The organism is Tahibacter aquaticus, from assembly GCF_004363655.1.
Taxonomy (GTDB): domain Bacteria; phylum Pseudomonadota; class Gammaproteobacteria; order Xanthomonadales; family Rhodanobacteraceae; genus Tahibacter; species Tahibacter aquaticus.
The window spans coordinates 19,775-36,180 of the sequence record NZ_SNZH01000011.1; the positions used below are offsets into that span (position 1 = coordinate 19,775).

11 protein-coding genes are annotated in these 16,406 nt (G+C 69.5%); 4 read left to right on the forward strand and 7 right to left on the reverse strand.

The features are described from left to right. Positions 1-175: 175 nt before the first annotated feature. Positions 176-1,999 (reverse strand): DegV family protein, encoded by a 1,824-nt coding sequence (locus tag DFR29_RS17205; protein ID WP_133819863.1) that lies wholly within the window; start codon positions 1,997-1,999, stop codon positions 176-178. A gap of 360 nt (positions 2,000-2,359) precedes the next feature. Between DFR29_RS17205 and DFR29_RS17210 the strand changes: the two genes are divergently transcribed. The 4 genes from DFR29_RS17210 to DFR29_RS17225 all read left to right on the forward strand — a co-directional run bounded on the left by DFR29_RS17210 (position 2,360) and on the right by DFR29_RS17225 (position 7,215). Beyond that, positions 2,360-2,737 carry a hypothetical protein gene (locus tag DFR29_RS17210; protein ID WP_133819864.1) on the forward strand — a complete coding sequence of 126 codons (378 nt, stop codon included), beginning with the start codon at positions 2,360-2,362 and terminating at the stop codon, positions 2,735-2,737. 93 nt (positions 2,738-2,830) lie between these two features. Then, complete coding sequence (locus DFR29_RS17215; RefSeq protein ID WP_133819865.1) at positions 2,831-3,607, forward strand: M90 family metallopeptidase; 777 nt, start codon at positions 2,831-2,833, stop codon at positions 3,605-3,607. Between the two features lie 97 nt (positions 3,608-3,704). Next, positions 3,705-4,370: a proprotein convertase P-domain-containing protein gene (locus DFR29_RS17220; protein WP_166654164.1), complete on the forward strand. Its 666-nt coding sequence runs from the start codon at positions 3,705-3,707 to the stop codon at positions 4,368-4,370. A gap of 136 nt (positions 4,371-4,506) precedes the next feature. Next, positions 4,507-7,215 (forward strand): C25 family cysteine peptidase, encoded by a 2,709-nt coding sequence (locus DFR29_RS17225; protein WP_133819867.1) that lies wholly within the window; start codon positions 4,507-4,509, stop codon positions 7,213-7,215. Positions 7,216-7,234: 19 nt separating this feature from the next. Here the strand turns inward: DFR29_RS17225 and DFR29_RS17230 are convergent, their stop codons facing one another. Genes DFR29_RS17230 through DFR29_RS17255 form a run of 6 tightly spaced genes read right to left on the reverse strand, consistent with a single transcriptional unit; the run spans position 7,235 to position 16,406 of the window. Next, positions 7,235-9,472 (reverse strand): glycosyltransferase, encoded by a 2,238-nt coding sequence (locus DFR29_RS17230; RefSeq protein ID WP_133819868.1) that lies wholly within the window; start codon positions 9,470-9,472, stop codon positions 7,235-7,237. Further along, positions 9,469-10,503 (reverse strand): GDP-mannose 4,6-dehydratase, encoded by a 1,035-nt coding sequence (locus DFR29_RS17235; protein WP_133819869.1) that lies wholly within the window; start codon positions 10,501-10,503, stop codon positions 9,469-9,471. The genes DFR29_RS17230 and DFR29_RS17235 overlap by 4 nt, the downstream gene beginning before the upstream one ends. Next, a complete protein-coding gene (locus DFR29_RS17240; protein WP_133819870.1) occupies positions 10,500-11,996 on the reverse strand; it encodes a glycosyltransferase in 1,497 nt (498 codons plus the stop codon). Before DFR29_RS17240 ends, DFR29_RS17235 begins: the two co-directional genes overlap by 4 nt. Beyond that, on the reverse strand, positions 11,996-14,671 hold the full coding sequence (locus DFR29_RS17245; protein ID WP_133819871.1) for a glycosyltransferase: 2,676 nt from the start codon (positions 14,669-14,671) through the stop codon (positions 11,996-11,998). Before DFR29_RS17245 ends, DFR29_RS17240 begins: the two co-directional genes overlap by 1 nt. Further along, the gene (locus tag DFR29_RS17250; RefSeq protein WP_133819872.1) at positions 14,668-15,045 is read right to left on the reverse strand and encodes a hypothetical protein; all 378 of its coding nucleotides are present in this window, start codon (positions 15,043-15,045) and stop codon (positions 14,668-14,670) included. The genes DFR29_RS17245 and DFR29_RS17250 overlap by 4 nt, the downstream gene beginning before the upstream one ends. After that, positions 15,042-16,406, reverse strand: coding sequence for a glycosyltransferase family 39 protein (locus tag DFR29_RS17255; protein ID WP_133819873.1), 1,365 nt, complete (start codon positions 16,404-16,406; stop codon positions 15,042-15,044). The genes DFR29_RS17250 and DFR29_RS17255 overlap by 4 nt, the downstream gene beginning before the upstream one ends.

A 16,406-nucleotide genomic window follows, 5' to 3' on the forward strand; every position in this document is an offset into this window, starting at 1 on the left:
GGCAAAGCGGATGTCGCTTTTCCGTTAGCCGCGCAACGGCATCGCCATCGATGCCGCAACCTGAACCAGCATTCTTCTTGTTAGTAGCAATTGCAGCAAAAGCTGCGTCTGCACAGGCCCCGATGGGCGCCGGCCATTGGATGCCGGCAATGCCGCCGCTGCGCCCTGCGACAGCTCAGCCCGGCGGCAGCACGCCGACGACGATGGCCCCCGGCCCCGCATGCGCGGAGATCGCCGCGCCCACCGGCACGATATCGACCGTGCATTGCGCCAGCGCCACACGCAGTGCCGCGGCCAGCTGTTCGGCTTCGTCCGGGTTGTCGCAGTGGCCGACCAGCACCTTGCAACCCGCGGGCACGGCGCCCAGCCGGCGCACGATCCAGCGCGCAAAGCGCTGCGGCAGGCCGGCACGGACACGCAGCACCGAGGTCAGGTGCAGGCGCCCGTCCTTGCCGACGGCGGCAATGGGCGCCAGGCGCAGCCAGCGGGTGATGGGCAGGGTCCAGCGCGGCAGGCGGCCGCCCCGCACGACGTGGCTGAGGTCGCGCACGTAGGCGAACACCTGGGTGCGCGCAACGAGCACCTGCAGGCGCGCAACGATGTCGGCGGCGCTGTAGCCCTGTGCTGCCCACTGCGCCGCCTCCAGCGCCAGCAGCCCCTGGCCGCAGCTGGCGGTGCGCGTATCGACGACGTGTACGCGCCCGGCGGCGCAGCGCGAGGCGGCAGATTCGCCCGCCTGCAAGGTGCCGCTGACCGCGCGCGACAGGCCGATGTAGACCACTTCCTCGTGGTGACTGAGCAGGAATTCGAACAGGCGGCGGAAATCGCCCGGCGGCGGCTGCGAGGTGCGCGGCGGCAGCGGGTTCTCGCGCAGTTCGCGAAAAAATTCACTCGGCGACAAAGACACTTTGTCGAGATAGTCCTGGGCGCCGAAATTCAGCCGCACCGGCACCAGGTGCAGCGGCAGCGACTCCAGCGCCGCATCGGGCAGGTCGGCGGCCGAGTCGGTCACTATCGCGACGCGGCTGCGCGCTTGCGTGGCGCGCTGCTGCGCATGCATGTCGTCGGCCTTGCAGCTGCCGACACGGCCGAAGCGGGCCAGCACGTCGAACAGCTGCTGGGGCTGGTCCAGGTGTACGTGCACACGCAGTTTCTGCCGCGTGCCGGCCAGCACCAGGCTGGAATGCTCCAGCGCGTCGATGGCGGCGCGCACGCGGTCGCGCTCGATCGCCTCGGCGCTGAGTACGCATTCCGTACACCAGCGGTGTTCGGCATCGTGCTCGGCGCTGGCGACGACACCGGCCTCGCCGCCCTGGTAGTCCTGCCGCGCAGCCAGGCTGGCACGGCCACGTGCCAGATAGTCGTCCATGCCTTCGAGCAGATCGACGAAACCCTGAGCACCCGCATCGACGACGCCGGCCTTGCGCAGCACGGCCAGTTGCTCGGGCGTACGCGCGAGCGCGACGCGGCTGGCAGCGACGGCGCGGCGCCAGCCCTGGCGCAGATCGGCCGCGCCGGCCGCGGAGGCGTCGCGCAGCGCGTCGGCAAACGCCGCGATCACCGACAGCATGGTGCCCTCGCGCGGCTGCGCCACCGCACTGCGCGCCTGCGCGGCACCATGGGCCGCGGCCTGGGCCAGGATGGCCAGGTCCAGCCGCGGCTGGTCGGCCAGGCGCTCGCCCAGGCCTTGCAGGAACTGGGCGAGGATGGCGCCGGAATTGCCGCGCGCCCCGTCGATGGCCTCGTCGCCGGCCCGCGCCAGCAACCCGCCGGCACTGCGCAGGCGCAGCGGCCGCAAGGCCTGTTCCACCGCGCTCAGGGTAAAGGCGAGATTCGAGCCGGTATCGCCGTCGGCGACCGGAAAGACATTGATGCGGTTGATCGCATCGCGCCGCGCCAGCACTCGGCCTATGCCGGCGAACAGGCTGCGCTTGAGGGCGAGGCCGCCGGGACGCCAGCGGCGGGGCAGTGCGATCAGGTCGACGGGGAGCGAGCTCATGCCCGAGTCTAGCCAGCGCCACCCCGCCTGGCCCGCTGCATTGCAGCGCAGCCGCCGGCCCGGGACAGGCCGTCGCCGCCGTACGGCACCACGCCGGTGAAAAAAGTTTCATGCGCACGCAACCAGATCTCGCCTGGGCGCATCTGGATGTCTGTCCGGCGCGTGTCCGCGCTCGCTCAAGCGGACACGGCGGACAATAACCATGACTTCAAGCCCTTGTTGCACAAGGCCCGGCAGGGCTGGCATGCGTTGGCACGAAGCCTGCTGTAGCGTAGCGCCCCCGCTGGCTACACCGGTGCAATCGTGCGAGCATTCCGCCCCGCCCGAGCCGTGCCAGCGTTCCGCTATCCGGAGCCACCGATGCTCACTATCACTCGAACACTGCTTCTGCTGATGAGTCTTTCCGCCCTATCCGGCATCGTCCGGGCGGACGATTTCATGCTCGGCGGCGCACCGACCCTGGCCATGGCGCAGGTCCGGCAGGACTGCGACATTCCGCCAAGCAGCACCGCCCAGGCGCGTGTCATCTATCACGACGGCCAGCAGGCGCCGATCAGCGTACCGGTGGATTCGCGCGCCGTGGTCAGCGACGACATAAGCACGCCCGGCGGCGACAGCGCTGAACTGAGCCGCGGCGCGGGTTCGGTCAACCTGCCCTCGGCCGAGCCGGCCGTTCCGCAGAAACCCCGCGGCGGCGGACTGCGCTGGCAGTCGGTGCTGCCGGGCTCGATCAAGTAGACCATCGCGCCAGCGGCCCCTGGCCGCCAACCTGTAAGTCCTACGCTGCAATACGGCTATCGCCGCGCCGCCCCGGCGCGGCATCATCGGCGCATGTTTTCTCTGCTGCGCCGCCTGGGAGACGCCCTGCGTCCCCGCCCCGAACCCATTTCCGATGAGCGCTGGCAGGCCGTCGTCACGGCCTGCGCCCTGCTGCAGCCGCTGGATGCGCCACAGAGCCAGCGCCTGCGCGAGTTCTGCGCGCGCTTTCTCGCCGACAAGCAATTCGTCGCCCTGGCCGGGGCCGAGCTGAGCGCGCAGCGCTGCCTGCTGATCGCCGCCCAGGCCTGCCTGCCGGTGCTGGAGCTGGACTACGACTACCTGCGCGGCTGGTATCAGGTACTGGTCTATCCGGACGAGTTCCACATGCGCAACGAACACCACGACGAGGAAACCGGCGTAGTGACCGACGTGGAAGACAGCCGCATCGGCGAAGCCTGGGACTACGGTCCGCTGGTGCTGTCCTGGGCCGACATCGAGCACGACCTGGCCGATCCGCACTCCGGCTACAACGTGATCATCCACGAGATCGCACACAAGCTGGACATGCGCTGCGGCGCCGCCAACGGCATACCGCCACTGCCGCCCGGCCTGCCGCGCAGCGAATGGAAACGCACCTTCCAGCAGGCCTACGAGGCGCATCAGGCCGCCGTCGATGCAGGCGAAGAGGCCTTGCTGGATGCGGATGCGGCGGAAAGCCCGGACGAATTCTTCGCCCACGCGGCCGAGGCCTGGTTTTCCAATCCGGCCCTGGTCGCCGCGGCCATGCCGGCCGTGGCCGAGCTGCTGCGCCGCCTGTTCCGCCCCGGCCGCGATCCCGCATCAGCCTGAACGGCTGCAGTCTGCGACGCTGACGGGCCGTCCCATCGTCCGTGCAGGTTTCGGCTACACTGCCGCGGTTTTCTCTGTCGCATTTGGAGTGGTTGGCATGCGTATCACCGCAATTCTGGCCGCGCTGGGCCTCGGCCTCGTCGCCTCACCGTACGCCTTCGCCATCGAAGAGTTTGCGGGCACCGGCACCGGCGCTATCCCCGACGCTCCCGCCGGTACGCCCAATTGCGGCGTGAACAACCTCGGCCAGCCGCGCATCGTCAGCTTCGACGTACACGATCTGATCTTCCCGGTCGTTGCGATCGGCGTCAGCATGGACCTCACCCACTCCTGGCGCGGCGACCTCGTCGTCAAGCTCGCCGCCCCGGGCGGCACCCCGTCCAAGATCATCTTCAGCCATACCGGCTCCAACGTACCCAACGGCTGCGGCCACAACGGCAAGCTGGCCGGCGTATACAAATTCGACGACTCCGGCGACCGCGACTGGTGGGGCAGCGCGTTTTCCACGGTCCCTACGGGCAACTACAAGGTCAGCGCACCGGGTGGCGCCAACCCCGGCGGCGGCGCGATCCTGCTCTCGCCTGACTTCAAGGGCCTGACACCGGAACAGGCCAATGGCACCTGGACCCTCACTTTCTGGGACGCCGGCGACCCCGGTCCGGGCCAGCCGGGCATAGGCTCGGTCAATGCGGCCACGCTGTTCATCGATCAGAGCGACCTGATCTTCAAGAACGGCTTCGAGACGCCGCCGACCACGCCCTGAAACGGCCTGCCGCGGCGCAGCGCCACGGCCTGGCGCCGGGGGACAACTCTGTACCTATGGGGGTTTGCATAGGCATTGAGCAGCGGTTAGCCTGCCTGATTCGGTCATAACGACGATTCGCAGGTTCTGCTCGCTCATGCTTCCGTATTCCCGTCGCGTCGCTCTCGCCCTTTTTGCCGCCCTGCCGGGTTCCGCCGCACTCGCCTGCTCCGGCGGACTGCACATCGAAATCGAGTCGCCCGGCGTCTACGCGCTGGACCAGGCCAGCCTGGTCGCCGCCGCGCCGCAACTGGCCGACTGTCCGCGCGACTCCCTCGTACTGACCCAGCGCGGCAAGGAAGTGCCGATCCGCATCAGCGGCAGTGGCGCCACCCTGCAGCCGGGCGACCATATCGAATGGGTAGGCCAGGCGCTGCACGGGCCGCTGTCCTGGTTCGACAGCTACAGCACCGTCAACGTCTATCAGCTCGGCAGCCGCAGCGACGGCGGCGCGCCCGCGCGCATCGTCGACGCCAGCGCCGCGCACGGCGGCGCGAGCGCGCCACTGAGCCGCCGCCTGCACCTGGAGCAGGAAAACCTGATGATCCGGCTCAACCAGGCCCACGTGAAGCAGTGGGCCGAGCCCGACTACTGGCACTGGGCCAAGCTGACCCATGTCGATCCGGACCCGGTGCAGATCGATTTCGACCTGCCCGACCTGGCCGCGCGCAGCGGCAGCGTCACGTTCAAGCTGAAATTCCGCGGCATGTCACAGATCACCCCGCTGGGACAACCGGACAAGCCGCTCGACCACCAGGTCCGCGTGCAGCTGGGCGGCAAGCCGGTGGCCGAGTTCACCTGGGACGGGCGCGCCGAGGTCGAACACGCCCTCAGTGTGCCGGTGGCCAGCCTGCGCGAGCAGGGCAACCGCCTGACCCTGAACGTGCCCAAGCGCCAGGCCAAGCCGGCCGATCCGAATCCCATCGTCGACGTGGTGATGTTCAATTCCCTCGACCTGGACTATCCGGTCAACGGCAATATCGACCGCAGCGCCGAATCGCTCTATCCCAGCGGCGCCGGCAGCGTGGTGCTCGGCCATGGCGGCGGGCAGCTGTCGGCGTACAGCGAGGACGGCCGCCGCTGGCTGGCCCAGGGCGACCAGCTCGGCCGCATCGATGCCGGCGTGGAGCTGTATCCCATCATCGACCAGGGCTTCGCCAAGCCGCAGCGCATCCGCCCGATGGCGGGCAAGGACTGGCGCACGCCCGACGCGCCCATCGACTACATCATCATCAGCCACTCGCGCCTGATCGACGCGATCCAGCCGCTGGCCGAGTTCCACCGCAAGCGGGGCCTTCGCGTGGCCGTGATCGACGTCGACGACGTCTACGACCAGTTCAACCACGGCATCACCCATCCGCAGGCCATCCGCAACCTGATGGAGCAGGCCTACAAGCACTGGCCGGCGCCGCAGCCGCGCTTCGCCCTGCTGGTCGGCGACGCCAGCTTCGATATCCGCCACCAGCGCGTGGACCGGCGCAACCTGGCCAAATGGGCCGACTCGGAACTGCTGATGCCAGGCCAGTTCGGCGACATCAGCAGCACGCCGTACGCCGACACGCCGAGCGAACTCAAGCACCGCGCACTGATACCGACCTGGCAGTTCGTCTCCTACGACGGCCAGTCGGCCAGCGACAACCACTTCGTCAGCGTCGGCGAAGACGGCCTGCACCCGGTCATCGCGATCGGCCGCTTCCCGGTAGTGCGTCCCGACGAGGTCAAGGCCATCGTCGACAAGACCATCGCCTACCTCAGCACGCCGCAGCTGGGTGCCTGGCGCCGCGACGTGATGTTCATCACCGACGAAAGCGACTACTTCAAGAACAGCTCGGACCAGATCGCGAAAAGCCTCGACAGCGAAGGCTTCCTCACCGACAAGGTGTACGCCAGCGCCGACGAGAAAGACAACCTGGCACACCAGTCGTCGATCAAGGACGGCCTCAACGAAGGCCGCCTGCTGGTGCATTTCATCGGCCACGGCGGACGCTATATCTGGCGCACCGGCCCGCCCGACCTGCGCAAGAACCACGACTTGTTCACATTGGAAGATGTTTCGGGCCTGAACAACGGCGCGCGCCTGCCGATGATCCTGTCGATGACCTGCTACTCGGCGCCGTTCGACAACCCGACTGAAGACTCGATCGGCGAACGCTTCCTGCGCGAGCCGGGCAAGGGTGCGGTAGCCGTATTCGCCGCGTCCTGGCGCAACTCGCCGTCGCCGCAGTACAGCAAGGTGATCGTCGAGCAGCTGACCAAGCCCGGCGTCACCATCGGCGAAGCGATCATCGCCGGCAAGAAACCGATCCAGGACGATACCCTGGTGGAAACCTACAACCTGCTGGGCGATCCGGCCGTGGTGCTGGAACGTCCGGCCGGCGAATTCCAGCTGGCGCGCAAGGCGCGGCCGTTCGGTCCCGACGCCATCGAAGCCAGCGTGCAGCGCACCAGCTTCCGCGGCATGGCCGAGGTGAACTGGGTCGACGCCACGGGCAAGTCGCTGTTCGCCAGCCGTTTCGCCGTGCTCGGCCCGCGCTTCACCCTGCCCGAACCGCCTGCCGAGGTGCGCGCCACGGCAACCGAAGTGCGCGGCTATATCGCCGACCCGGCCAACCCCTTCGACGCCATCGCCATGCTCGACCTGAGCAGCGCGGCACCGGCGCAGCCCAAGCTCAACGCCGAAGCACTGTCCAGGCTGAAGAAGACGCCCGACCGGGTCAGCCAGGGCGACGTGATTCTCGGCACCGGCTTCGACCAGGCAGCGCCAGTCGAGACCGGCAAGAACAACGACAAGGTCGCCACGCAGTAACCCGCAACGCCCTGCGCGGCTATTTGCCGCGCAGGGCCGACCACAGGTCGCGCAGCGCGTTGCGTACGTAACCCTTGTCGTAGAAGCGCGCGCTGACATGGCGCGCGAACGCCGCCGGTGCAATGCGCCGGCGCTGCTGCACACGGCGGCGCTTGCGCAGCATGGCCAGGCTGCCGCGCAACGCATCGCGATACAGGCGGAACACCACGCGCGCCTTGCCGCGCAGCGAATGGCGCAGCACGATGCCGCCGTGGATGGCCACTATCCAGGGCAGGCGGCGCAGGATCAGGCTCAGCGGCACGCACTTGAGCAACATCCAGATCGAGTTGCGGATGCCGTGGTACAGCACGAAATCATTGAAGCCGCCGCCACTGGAGGCCTGGCCTTCATGGTGCGCCAGCACCGCATCGGTATAGCGCGGCACGAACCCCAGCAGCAGTGCCCGCGCTGCCACGTCGGTGTCCTCGGCATAGCAGAAGAACGCTTCGTCGAACACGTAGCCATGCTCGGCCTGCAAGGCCTCCAGCACGTGCCGCGCATACAGCGCACAGCCACCGGTAGGGCCGAAATACGGTTCGGCGGCATCGAGCCGGTTGGAGGCGAGCAGGCTGCGGTAGATGGCAATGCCGAGCGAATCGATCTCGTCGCTGCCGGCGTGCAGCTTGAGGACGCGGCCACCGGCGAGATCGGAATCGGCGCGTCCCTGCACATGGTCGTCCAGCCAGTGCTGCAGCGCCGGCGTGGCCACCGCGTCGTTGTTCAGCAGCAGCACGTGCGACACGCTGGCCTCTGCCAGGCAGCGCGCGATGGCGCGGTTGCAGCCGGCGGCAAAACCGATATTCAGCGGACTGGCAATCAGCTCTGCGGCAGGCCATGCCTGCACCAGGCCATCGCGCAGCAGGGCCAGGTCGGCCGGCTGCGAACCGCTGTCGACCACGATCAGGCGAATGCGCCCGGCCAGTCCGCGCAGCGATTCGACACAGCGCAGGCTGCGGTCAGCGGTGTTGTAGTTGACCAGTACCACGGCGGCCCGCGGCGGCAGCGCGGCCAGTGGAGGCGGCGACGCGGCAACCGTGCCGGCACCGGCCCGCTGCTGCGCAATGCGATACACCTGCAGGGTCGCCGCGACCGTGCGCTGCCAGGAATAGCCGGCGGCCTGGGCCAGTCCGGCCGTCCTTGCCTGCGCGCGCCAGCCTTCGTCGCCGATCAGCCGACCGAGTCCGCTGCGAATCGCGTCCACGTCGAGCGGGTCTACGCACAGCGCCGCGGTGCCGACCACTTCCGGCATGCAGGCCGCGTTCGACGTCAGCACCGGCACGCCGCTGGCCATGGCCTCCAGCAGCGGCAGGCCGAAGCCCTCGTACAGCGACGGAAAGGCGAAGCCGGCCGCGCCCGCATACAGCGCCGGCAGCTGTGCGTCGGCGACGAAGCCAAGCCGGCGCACTTCGCCGCGCCGCTCCAGCGGTTCCAGCACGCGCGCCAGCGGGGCGTCCAGCCAGCCACGCGCTCCGACCACGACCAGCGGCAGGCGCGCGCGCGTGGCCGCGTCCAGGCCGGCATAGGCCTGCACCAGCCGCTCCAGGTTCTTGCGCGGCTCTTGCGTGGCGACCACCAGCAGATAGCCCTGCCAGCGCAGCCCGTGCGCCGCCAGCACGGCGGCAACCGCTGCCTCGCCCTGCGGCCGGAAGGCTGCATCCACGCCCAGCGGCACGACGTGCAGCTTGGCCGCATCGACGCCGAGCACGCTGACCAGTTCGTCGCGCACATAGGCCGAATCGACGATCAGCGCATCGGCGCGCTGCAGGGTCGGCGGCAGGTGGCGTTCGAGGAAGCGCACGCGTTCGCGCGGGTGGAACTGTGGATAACGCAAATAGGAAATATCGTGCACCGTGGCGACGCAAGGGCCGTCGAACGGCATCAGCACGAAGTTTGGCGCATGCAATACGTGATCGCGCAGGCGCCGCGCGTTGAGCCGGAACAGCTCCGCACGCAAACGCGTATAGCCCTCCAGCGCAGCGCGCTTGAATGGCAGCAGCCGGCGCACGCTCTGGATGGTGCGATTGACCTGGAACGCCTGTTCGCTGTTACCGACCCAGCGATAGGCGGAAAACAGTTTCAGCCCGGCCAGGTCCGGCGAACGTTCCAGCCCCTGGGCCAGTTCCCGCGTATACACGCCGATGCCGGTCAGCGGTGCGCTGATCGCATCGACATTCAGAATCAGCTTGAGCGGCGGCAGGCTTTCCTCGGCGGCGCTCATGCGGCACCGGCCCTGCGCAGGCGGCGCTGTTCGGCCTGCACCAGCAACTGGGCGAGACCGGCCAGGTCCAGGCTGTGGCTCAGGCCCAGTTCCTGCCGCGCGCGGCGGGCGTCGCCGCGCAGCAGCGGCGCGTCGGCACGGCGCAGCAGCGTTTCGTCGACACTGATGCAGACCGTGCCGGTGGCATCCCGCGCAGTTTCGGCGGCGCCGCTGCCCTGCCACTCCAGCGCAATGTCGGCGCTGGCATAGGCCAGCGTGGCGAACTGGCGTATCGAGGCGACCTGGCCACTGGCGAAGACGAAGTCCTCCGGCTGCTCTCGCGCCGCCAGCTGCTGCAGGGCGGCGACATAGTCGGGCGCGTAGCCGAAATCGCGCTGTGCGGCGAGATTGCCCAATTGCAATACCTCGGCGTGGCCGGCACTGCGCCGCGCCACCGCTGCGGCAATCTTGCGCGTGACGAAAGCAGCGTCGCGCAGCGGCGATTCGTGATTGAACAGGATGGCCGCGCTGGCCCGCAGCGCAAAGCTGTCGCGATACGTGCGCACGGCTGCATGCGCCAGCAGCTTGGACAGCGCATACGGATGGCGTGCCTGCAGCGAACTGGATTCGTCCACAATGCCATTCTGCGGCACGAAGATTTCGCCGCTGGAAGCGAGCACGAAGTGCGTATCAGCACTGTGCCGCTGCACCGCCTGCAGCAGATGCAGGGTGCCCATGCCGTTGCTGTTGACGCTGTCGAGCGGGTCTTGCGCGGCGCGGGCGACGCTGCTGACCGCAGCAAGATGGTAGAGCTGCTGCGGTCGCAGGCTGCGCACGGCATCGGCGCAGGCCAGCGCATCGCGCACGTCCAGCGCAATCAGTTCCAGCCGTGGCTGGCCGAGCAGGTCCAGCTCGCGCAGGCGCCACAGCGAGGCTTCGCCGAATCCGGGCCGCAGTGCAGCCTGCACCTGCCAGCCGGCGGCGAGCAGATCGCGGCAGAGGTAGGCGCCATCCTGCCCGCCGGCACCAGTGACCAGGGCGCAGCGCTTCATGCGCGCACACCGAACGGATTCGCCGCCGCCGCACCGTCGCGGTCGAGCTGGAACAGATCGGCCACGGCCGCCAGCTCCGCCGGCAGCGTGCCGACGATGCGGTCTATCGCCTGGCGCTGCAGCAGCTGGGCAAACGCCGCACGGCGCTGCGCCCGCGCCGCCGCATCGTCGCCGGCGGCGACAGCAATCCGTTCGCACAGCGGCCAGCGCTGCGCATCGGCCGACTGCAGCAGCCAGTGGTCGCGCTGTACGCTGCAGTTGGCCAGCAACTGCCCGTCGCCGGGCGTAGCCGCAGCACCCTCCCAGCACAGTAGCCGCGGCAGCGGCGCCGGCCGGGCATAGGCGCAGCGCACGCGCCAGTCCAGCGCGCGCCGGCGCGGCGAAAACAGCGTGGCACCGACATCGGCTTCGTAGCGCGGCCAGCGCTGGCGCAGCACGGCCATGCCCGCCTCGCCCAGCACGCGGCGGCGCTCGTGGCCGAAGCTCTGGCTGCGGGCATGCCGCACCAGCACCGGGCCGGCGATCGCATGCTGCCAGCCGGCGGCCTCGGCGCGCTGGCACCAGTCGTTTTCCTCGCCGTAGCCCTGGGCGAAGGCGTGTGCGTCGAACAGGCCGACCGCGTCCAGCGCGGCGCGCTTGAGATAGATGCAGAAACCGTTGCCGGTGGGCAGGCGCGGATAGGCCAGCCCGGCGCACTGGCGCAGGGCCAGCGCCGCTTGTGCAAATGTCCACCCTTGCGGAAAGGGATTTTCCTGCTCCAGCTCGGGCACCGAGAACGCGCCGGCATTGTCCGACACCGCCGTGGCACTGGCCGTGTCGCTGCGCGCCCAGGCGGCGGCACGCAGGCCGTCCAGCCAATGCGCGGCGACTTCGGTATCGGCGTTCAGCAGTACCACGTCAGCGCGGCCGGCCAGCTGCATGCCGCGGTTGACCGTGCCGGTGAAGCCGAGGTTGCTGTCGTTGCGCAGGATTTCCACACCGGCGATGCCGCGGTAGCTGGCCAGCAGCGGCGCGATCGCCGCCTCGCTGCTGGCATCGTCGATCACGATCAGGCGCGCGGCACCGCGCGTATGCGCCAGCACGCTGTCCAGGCAGCTGCGCACCGCCTCGGCCGCGTTGTATACCGGCACGATGATCGCCACTTCGCGCGCCAGGGCCACGGCGGCAGTCGTCGGATCGAGCAATTCCTCGCCCTGCAACGGCTGCAGCGGCAGCAGCGTGTCGGCGCGCGCCAGGCCGGCCTGTCCCTGGCACAGCTGCACCGGTGACGACAGTTCGCCGCCGCAGCGCAATTGCAGCTGTATACTTTTCTGCCCGTTGGGCAGGTCGGGCAGGGCCAGCACTATGCGACTGGCGGCGTCGGCCGGCAGGCAGGCGTAGATGACCTGGTCCAGCCACACTTCAACAGCCTGGCCCGGAGCCGATTCCAGCGCGAGCGCATGGCCGTCCCAGTCCAGCCGCCGCGGCAATCGCGAATGTGCTTGCGTATCCATCAGCTTCGTTCCCGTTCCGCCGCCAGCACAGCGCGATGCTCACGGCCAATCTGTTGCAGCAGCGCGACCGCCGTGTCGTCGGCGGCTGGCGGCGCCGCGTCGCCGATCGCATCTGCTGCACGCTGCTGCAGCCATTGCCACAAGGCGGTCTGCGCCGCACTGGCCTGCGGTTCCCGCGCCAGCCGCTGGCGGGCCAGCTGCGGCCCGACCCAGGCGGCCACCTCTTCCGCCGCAGGCTCGCGCAGCCCGCGCAGGCCAAAGTCCTGCAAAGCCCGGCGCAGCCGCTGCAGTTGCAGCAGCGGCTCGCGCAACAGGCAATGGTAATCCAGCACGATGCTGCGCCGCTGATGCGTCAGTGCCAGTGCGGCGCGGTTGTGGTGCTCCCACAGGGCCAGCGCATGCGGCGCGGTCAGGCCATCACGGCGCAACAGCGAAGCCGCCACGGCGGCCGGCGGGCGTATCACGTGGACGAACACAGCATCGGCCAGGCTGTCGGCGATTTCGTCCAGCAGCAGGCACAGGCGCGGCTCCTTGACGAACCAGGTGCCGGCCGGGCGCAGCTGCGCCTGGATCGCGGCCCAGTCGTCGCGCCAGCGCTGCCGCGATCCACGCAGTGCCGCCGTATCCCAGCCCAGCGGCACCGACCAGTCGCCGCCGCGGCTGCGCAAGGCTTCGACACAGGCCAGATGCAGGTCGCCACGTTCGAGAAAGCCGCGCGGGTTTTCCTGCGGATTGCGCAGGAAACCCTCCGGCTCGCCGCCATAGGCGCCGAGCAGCTGCAGCAGGCCGGCGACGCAGGAGGTGCCCGAACGATGCATGCCCAGCACCACCAGTGGCTGTTGCGGCGCCGCCGCGGCCACCGCGCGCAGGCGTGCCGGCGGACGCTGCTGCAGGCGTTCGCGCACGCGCTGCGCAGTCTGCGCCCAGGCGCCCTGTACTCGCACGGCCGCGCTGATCTGCTCTGCCCGGGCACAGGCCGCCGGCCAATCCGCCAGCCATTCGCGCAGGCGCTGCAGCAGCGCTGTTTCCATTTCCGCGGCGTCGGCGCTGACCGCCTGCCCGCCGTACTGCGCCAGCAACTCGGCGCAGATGCCGTGGTCCGGTGCGAGCAAAGGCTTGCCCACGGCGAGCGCCTGCAGCGCCGCCCAGCTGCGCTGGCGGCTGCGGCTGCTGACGATGACCGCGTCGGCCGCGGCAAACAGGGCCGAATGCTGCTCTTCGTGCAGACGCCGCTGCGGCAGCAGGCTGTAGCGGCCACCGTGCGGATCCAGCGCCAGCGCGCGCGTGGCCGCGGCCAGGTCGATGCCGGGCGCGTCCAGCCACAGCAGCAGGCGCAGCTTGTCCTCGCGTCGAAAAGTCTGCGTCCAGGTTTGCAGCAGTTGCCAGGGCCGGTCGAGTTCGTCCCACTGCGCCACGCACAGCACGACGCGCTCGCCGGCCGGATTGCGCGGCACACGCAGGCGCGGATGCGCATACGCCGGATCGATGCCGAACGGCAGCCAATGCACCGGCGCCTCGACACCCAGTCCCAGCAGCTCGTCGCGCTGCCACTGCGCCGCCACCCAGATCTCGTCCATCGCGCGCAGGCTGGCGATCTCGTCGTCGGCCAAGGTCTCGAACGCGGCCAGTCCGATGCGATACGCGCCGGCCACGCGCGGCCACAGGCGCATATCGCCGGCACACAGCACGACCTCGGGCAGTGCGGCCAGCGTGCGCCGGCGCAGCATGTTCAACAGCACGTCTTGGCTGTCGCCGCTCTCGGCAATCGCTTCGGGCAACACCGCCGCATACAGCGAGCGATACGTCAGGCGCACGCCGGCCAGGTCCAGCGCACGCGCCAGCGGCCGCAGCCAGCGTGCCGTTTCGCGGGGAAAATCCAGCGCACCGGCGATATGCAGATCGAGGTCGTACTGCTGGCGCAATGCGGCGCCCCAGTGCTGCAGCAGGGTGGCGCGGCCCTGCGCCTGCAGCTGCGCGCGCCATTCCTCGCGGCCGGCACTGGAGCCGTGCTGCTCGTGCTGCAAGGTCACGCCGCCGCAAAGCCAGGTCTGCCAGCCCGCGGCCGCCGCGCGCAGGCAGTAGTCGCTGTCCTCGCCGTAGGTCACGTAATCGGTATGCAGCGGCCCTATCGCCTCGATCACCGCACGGCGGATATACACCGCGGCGAAGACCACGCCTTCGACGCGTCGGTCCGCGTCGCTGTACTGGCCCATATCGCGCTCGACCCGGCCCGATGCGGTCTGCACGCCCGCGCCGTCGTCAGGCATCAGCCGCGTGCCCGCATGCAGCAGCCTGCCCTCGCCGTCGACCAGGCGGCAGCCCGCAATGCCGCAGCGCTCGTTATCTTGTACACAACGCCGCAAACGCTGCAGCCAGTCGCGCTGGCCGAACACCAGGTCATTGTTCAGCAGCACCACGTCGCTGTCCGCGGCCACGGCGGCAATGCCGGCGTTGTTGCCGCGCACGAAGCCGAGGTTGTGCGGCAGGCGCAGGCTGCGCACGCGCGGTGCATAGGCCGCCAGGCGCTGCGGTGTCGCATCGCTGGAACCGTTGTCGACGACGAGGATGTCGCAATCGGGCAGCGCGCAGCCGAGCAGGCTGTCCAGCGCGCGCGCCGTCAGTTCCCAGCGGTTCCAGGCCAGCAGGATCAGGCTGGTACGCGCCGCCAGGCTCATGCCTGGGCGTCGTCGCGCACCGGGTTTTCCTGCGCCACGCCCTGCCACAGCTGCTGCAACAGCGGATCGAGATCGCGCGCCGCAGCGGCGTCGTCGCAGAGCGCGTCCAGCAGCACGCGGCGGCGCGCCAGGCCGTCGTCATGGGCGGCGACGATGCGGCGCCAGTGCTGCGTGTCCTGTGCCACCGCCGTGCTGCGCCCGCCGCGGCGCAGCAGCCAGTCCACGGGCGCCAGCAGCGCGCGGCCCAGGCGCCAGCTGCGGCTGTGGAATACCGCCTCGCCCTGCTGCAGCAGAATGTCGATGACATGGCGCAGTTCGGCTTCGACCTGGCGCGATTCGGCCAGGCGCAGTTCCAGTTCCTGTTCGCGATTCATGCCACGCCTCCGGCGCAAGCGCCGTCCAGCCACGGGCCGAGCAGCGCCAGGCCCAGCAGCAACGCCGCCAGCAGGCTTGCCAGCAGCCAGCGCCAGGTTCCGCCGAATACCACGGCCGCGCCGGGTTCGTTGCGGCGCAGGCTGACCAGGGCGCTGCCGGCAAACGCGCACAGGAAGGGCATCATCGGCAGCAGGAAGCGCGCTTTCACGTGCAGCAGCAGGTACAGGCCCAGCTGGTAGGCGAAGAACAGGCCTATCCACCACACCAGCACGTCACGCCAGCGCCGCCAGAACACCAGGCCGAGCGCAAAGCCAGCCAGAATGGACAAGTGGAAAATATCGCCCAGCAGGGCCAGGCCCTGCCCCAGCAGCGGCGGTACGGCACGATAGGTGCCGACATGGCCGCTGCAGGCCGGGCCGGGCAGCTGGCTCAGCAGCAGGGTCTTGCTGCTGAACAGGCGGAAATACTGCTTCTGCAGCTGCTGCGACAGGGTTTGCAGCAGGCCACGTTCGCGCACGATGCCTTCGGCCCTGGCCATGAACAGCGCATTGCGCTGCGCCGCGCCGCCGGGCAGGCTGAAATACTCGCCCGCCAAGGGAGCGACGCTGTCGGCTACGTAGTCGCTGCGCCAGCGGTCTTCCAGGCCGCCGACCAGGTTGAACGCGGAACTGTCGGCGATCATCGGCTTGCCCGTGAGCTTCCAGCCGTTCCACAGCGGCACGGCGATCACCGCGGCCACGGCCAGCAGCAGCGCTGCGCTCGCGCGCCAGTTCCAGCGCCAGCCCTGCACGATCAGCAAGGCCGGCCAGAACAGGCTGAGCAGGCTCTTGGCCAGCAGCGCGCCACCCAGGGCCAGGCCGGCCGCCACGCCGCGCCAGGCCGTGGTCAGGCGCTGCACCAGGCGCAGCGCCGCCAGCAGCAGCAGCAGGTGCAACGGCTCAGGCCAGAGCCACTGCGCATAGGCCATGGTGGAAGGATTCAACAGCAGCAGCGCCGCCGCCGCGTTGGCCGCGCGCACGCGGCCGTCCACGTCGCGCCAGATCGCGCGCAGCAGCGCGGCCGCGCCGATCAGGAATGCTGTCTGCAGCAGCTGTATCGGCAGCAGGTTTTCGCCGAACAGGCGCAGCATCGCGGCGATCAGCCAGGCCTGCAGCGGCGGCCACCAGCCGGCGTCGACGATCGGCGGCGCCAGACCGGCCAGGCCGCGCGCCCAGTTCAGATAGCTGGCTTCGTCGCCAAGCAGCGTCTTGCCACCGCCCCAGTACAGCCAGTACAGGGCAATTTGCTGCAAAAGGAAAAACGCAATAAATACCAGCAGCAGGATGCGCCGCCGCGACTGCGCATCCTGCCGCGGGTTCAC

What these genes read in the sequence shown, in the direction of transcription:
- DFR29_RS17220 (WP_166654164.1), top strand. Translation starts at nt 3,705, where the DNA reads ATGCGTATCACCGCAATTCTGGCCGCGCTGGGCCTCGGCCTCGTCGCC.
- DFR29_RS17225 (WP_133819867.1), top strand. Translation starts at nt 4,507, where the DNA reads ATGCTTCCGTATTCCCGTCGCGTCGCTCTCGCCCTTTTTGCCGCCCTG.
- DFR29_RS17205 (WP_133819863.1), bottom strand. Translation starts at nt 1,999, where the DNA reads ATGAGCTCGCTCCCCGTCGACCTGATCGCACTGCCCCGCCGCTGGCGT.
- DFR29_RS17250 (WP_133819872.1), bottom strand. Translation starts at nt 15,045, where the DNA reads ATGAATCGCGAACAGGAACTGGAACTGCGCCTGGCCGAATCGCGCCAG.
- DFR29_RS17215 (WP_133819865.1), top strand. Translation starts at nt 2,831, where the DNA reads ATGTTTTCTCTGCTGCGCCGCCTGGGAGACGCCCTGCGTCCCCGCCCC.
- DFR29_RS17230 (WP_133819868.1), bottom strand. Translation starts at nt 9,472, where the DNA reads ATGAGCGCCGCCGAGGAAAGCCTGCCGCCGCTCAAGCTGATTCTGAAT.
- DFR29_RS17245 (WP_133819871.1), bottom strand. Translation starts at nt 14,671, where the DNA reads ATGAGCCTGGCGGCGCGTACCAGCCTGATCCTGCTGGCCTGGAACCGC.
- DFR29_RS17240 (WP_133819870.1), bottom strand. Translation starts at nt 11,996, where the DNA reads ATGGATACGCAAGCACATTCGCGATTGCCGCGGCGGCTGGACTGGGAC.
- DFR29_RS17235 (WP_133819869.1), bottom strand. Translation starts at nt 10,503, where the DNA reads ATGAAGCGCTGCGCCCTGGTCACTGGTGCCGGCGGGCAGGATGGCGCC.
- DFR29_RS17210 (WP_133819864.1), top strand. Translation starts at nt 2,360, where the DNA reads ATGCTCACTATCACTCGAACACTGCTTCTGCTGATGAGTCTTTCCGCC.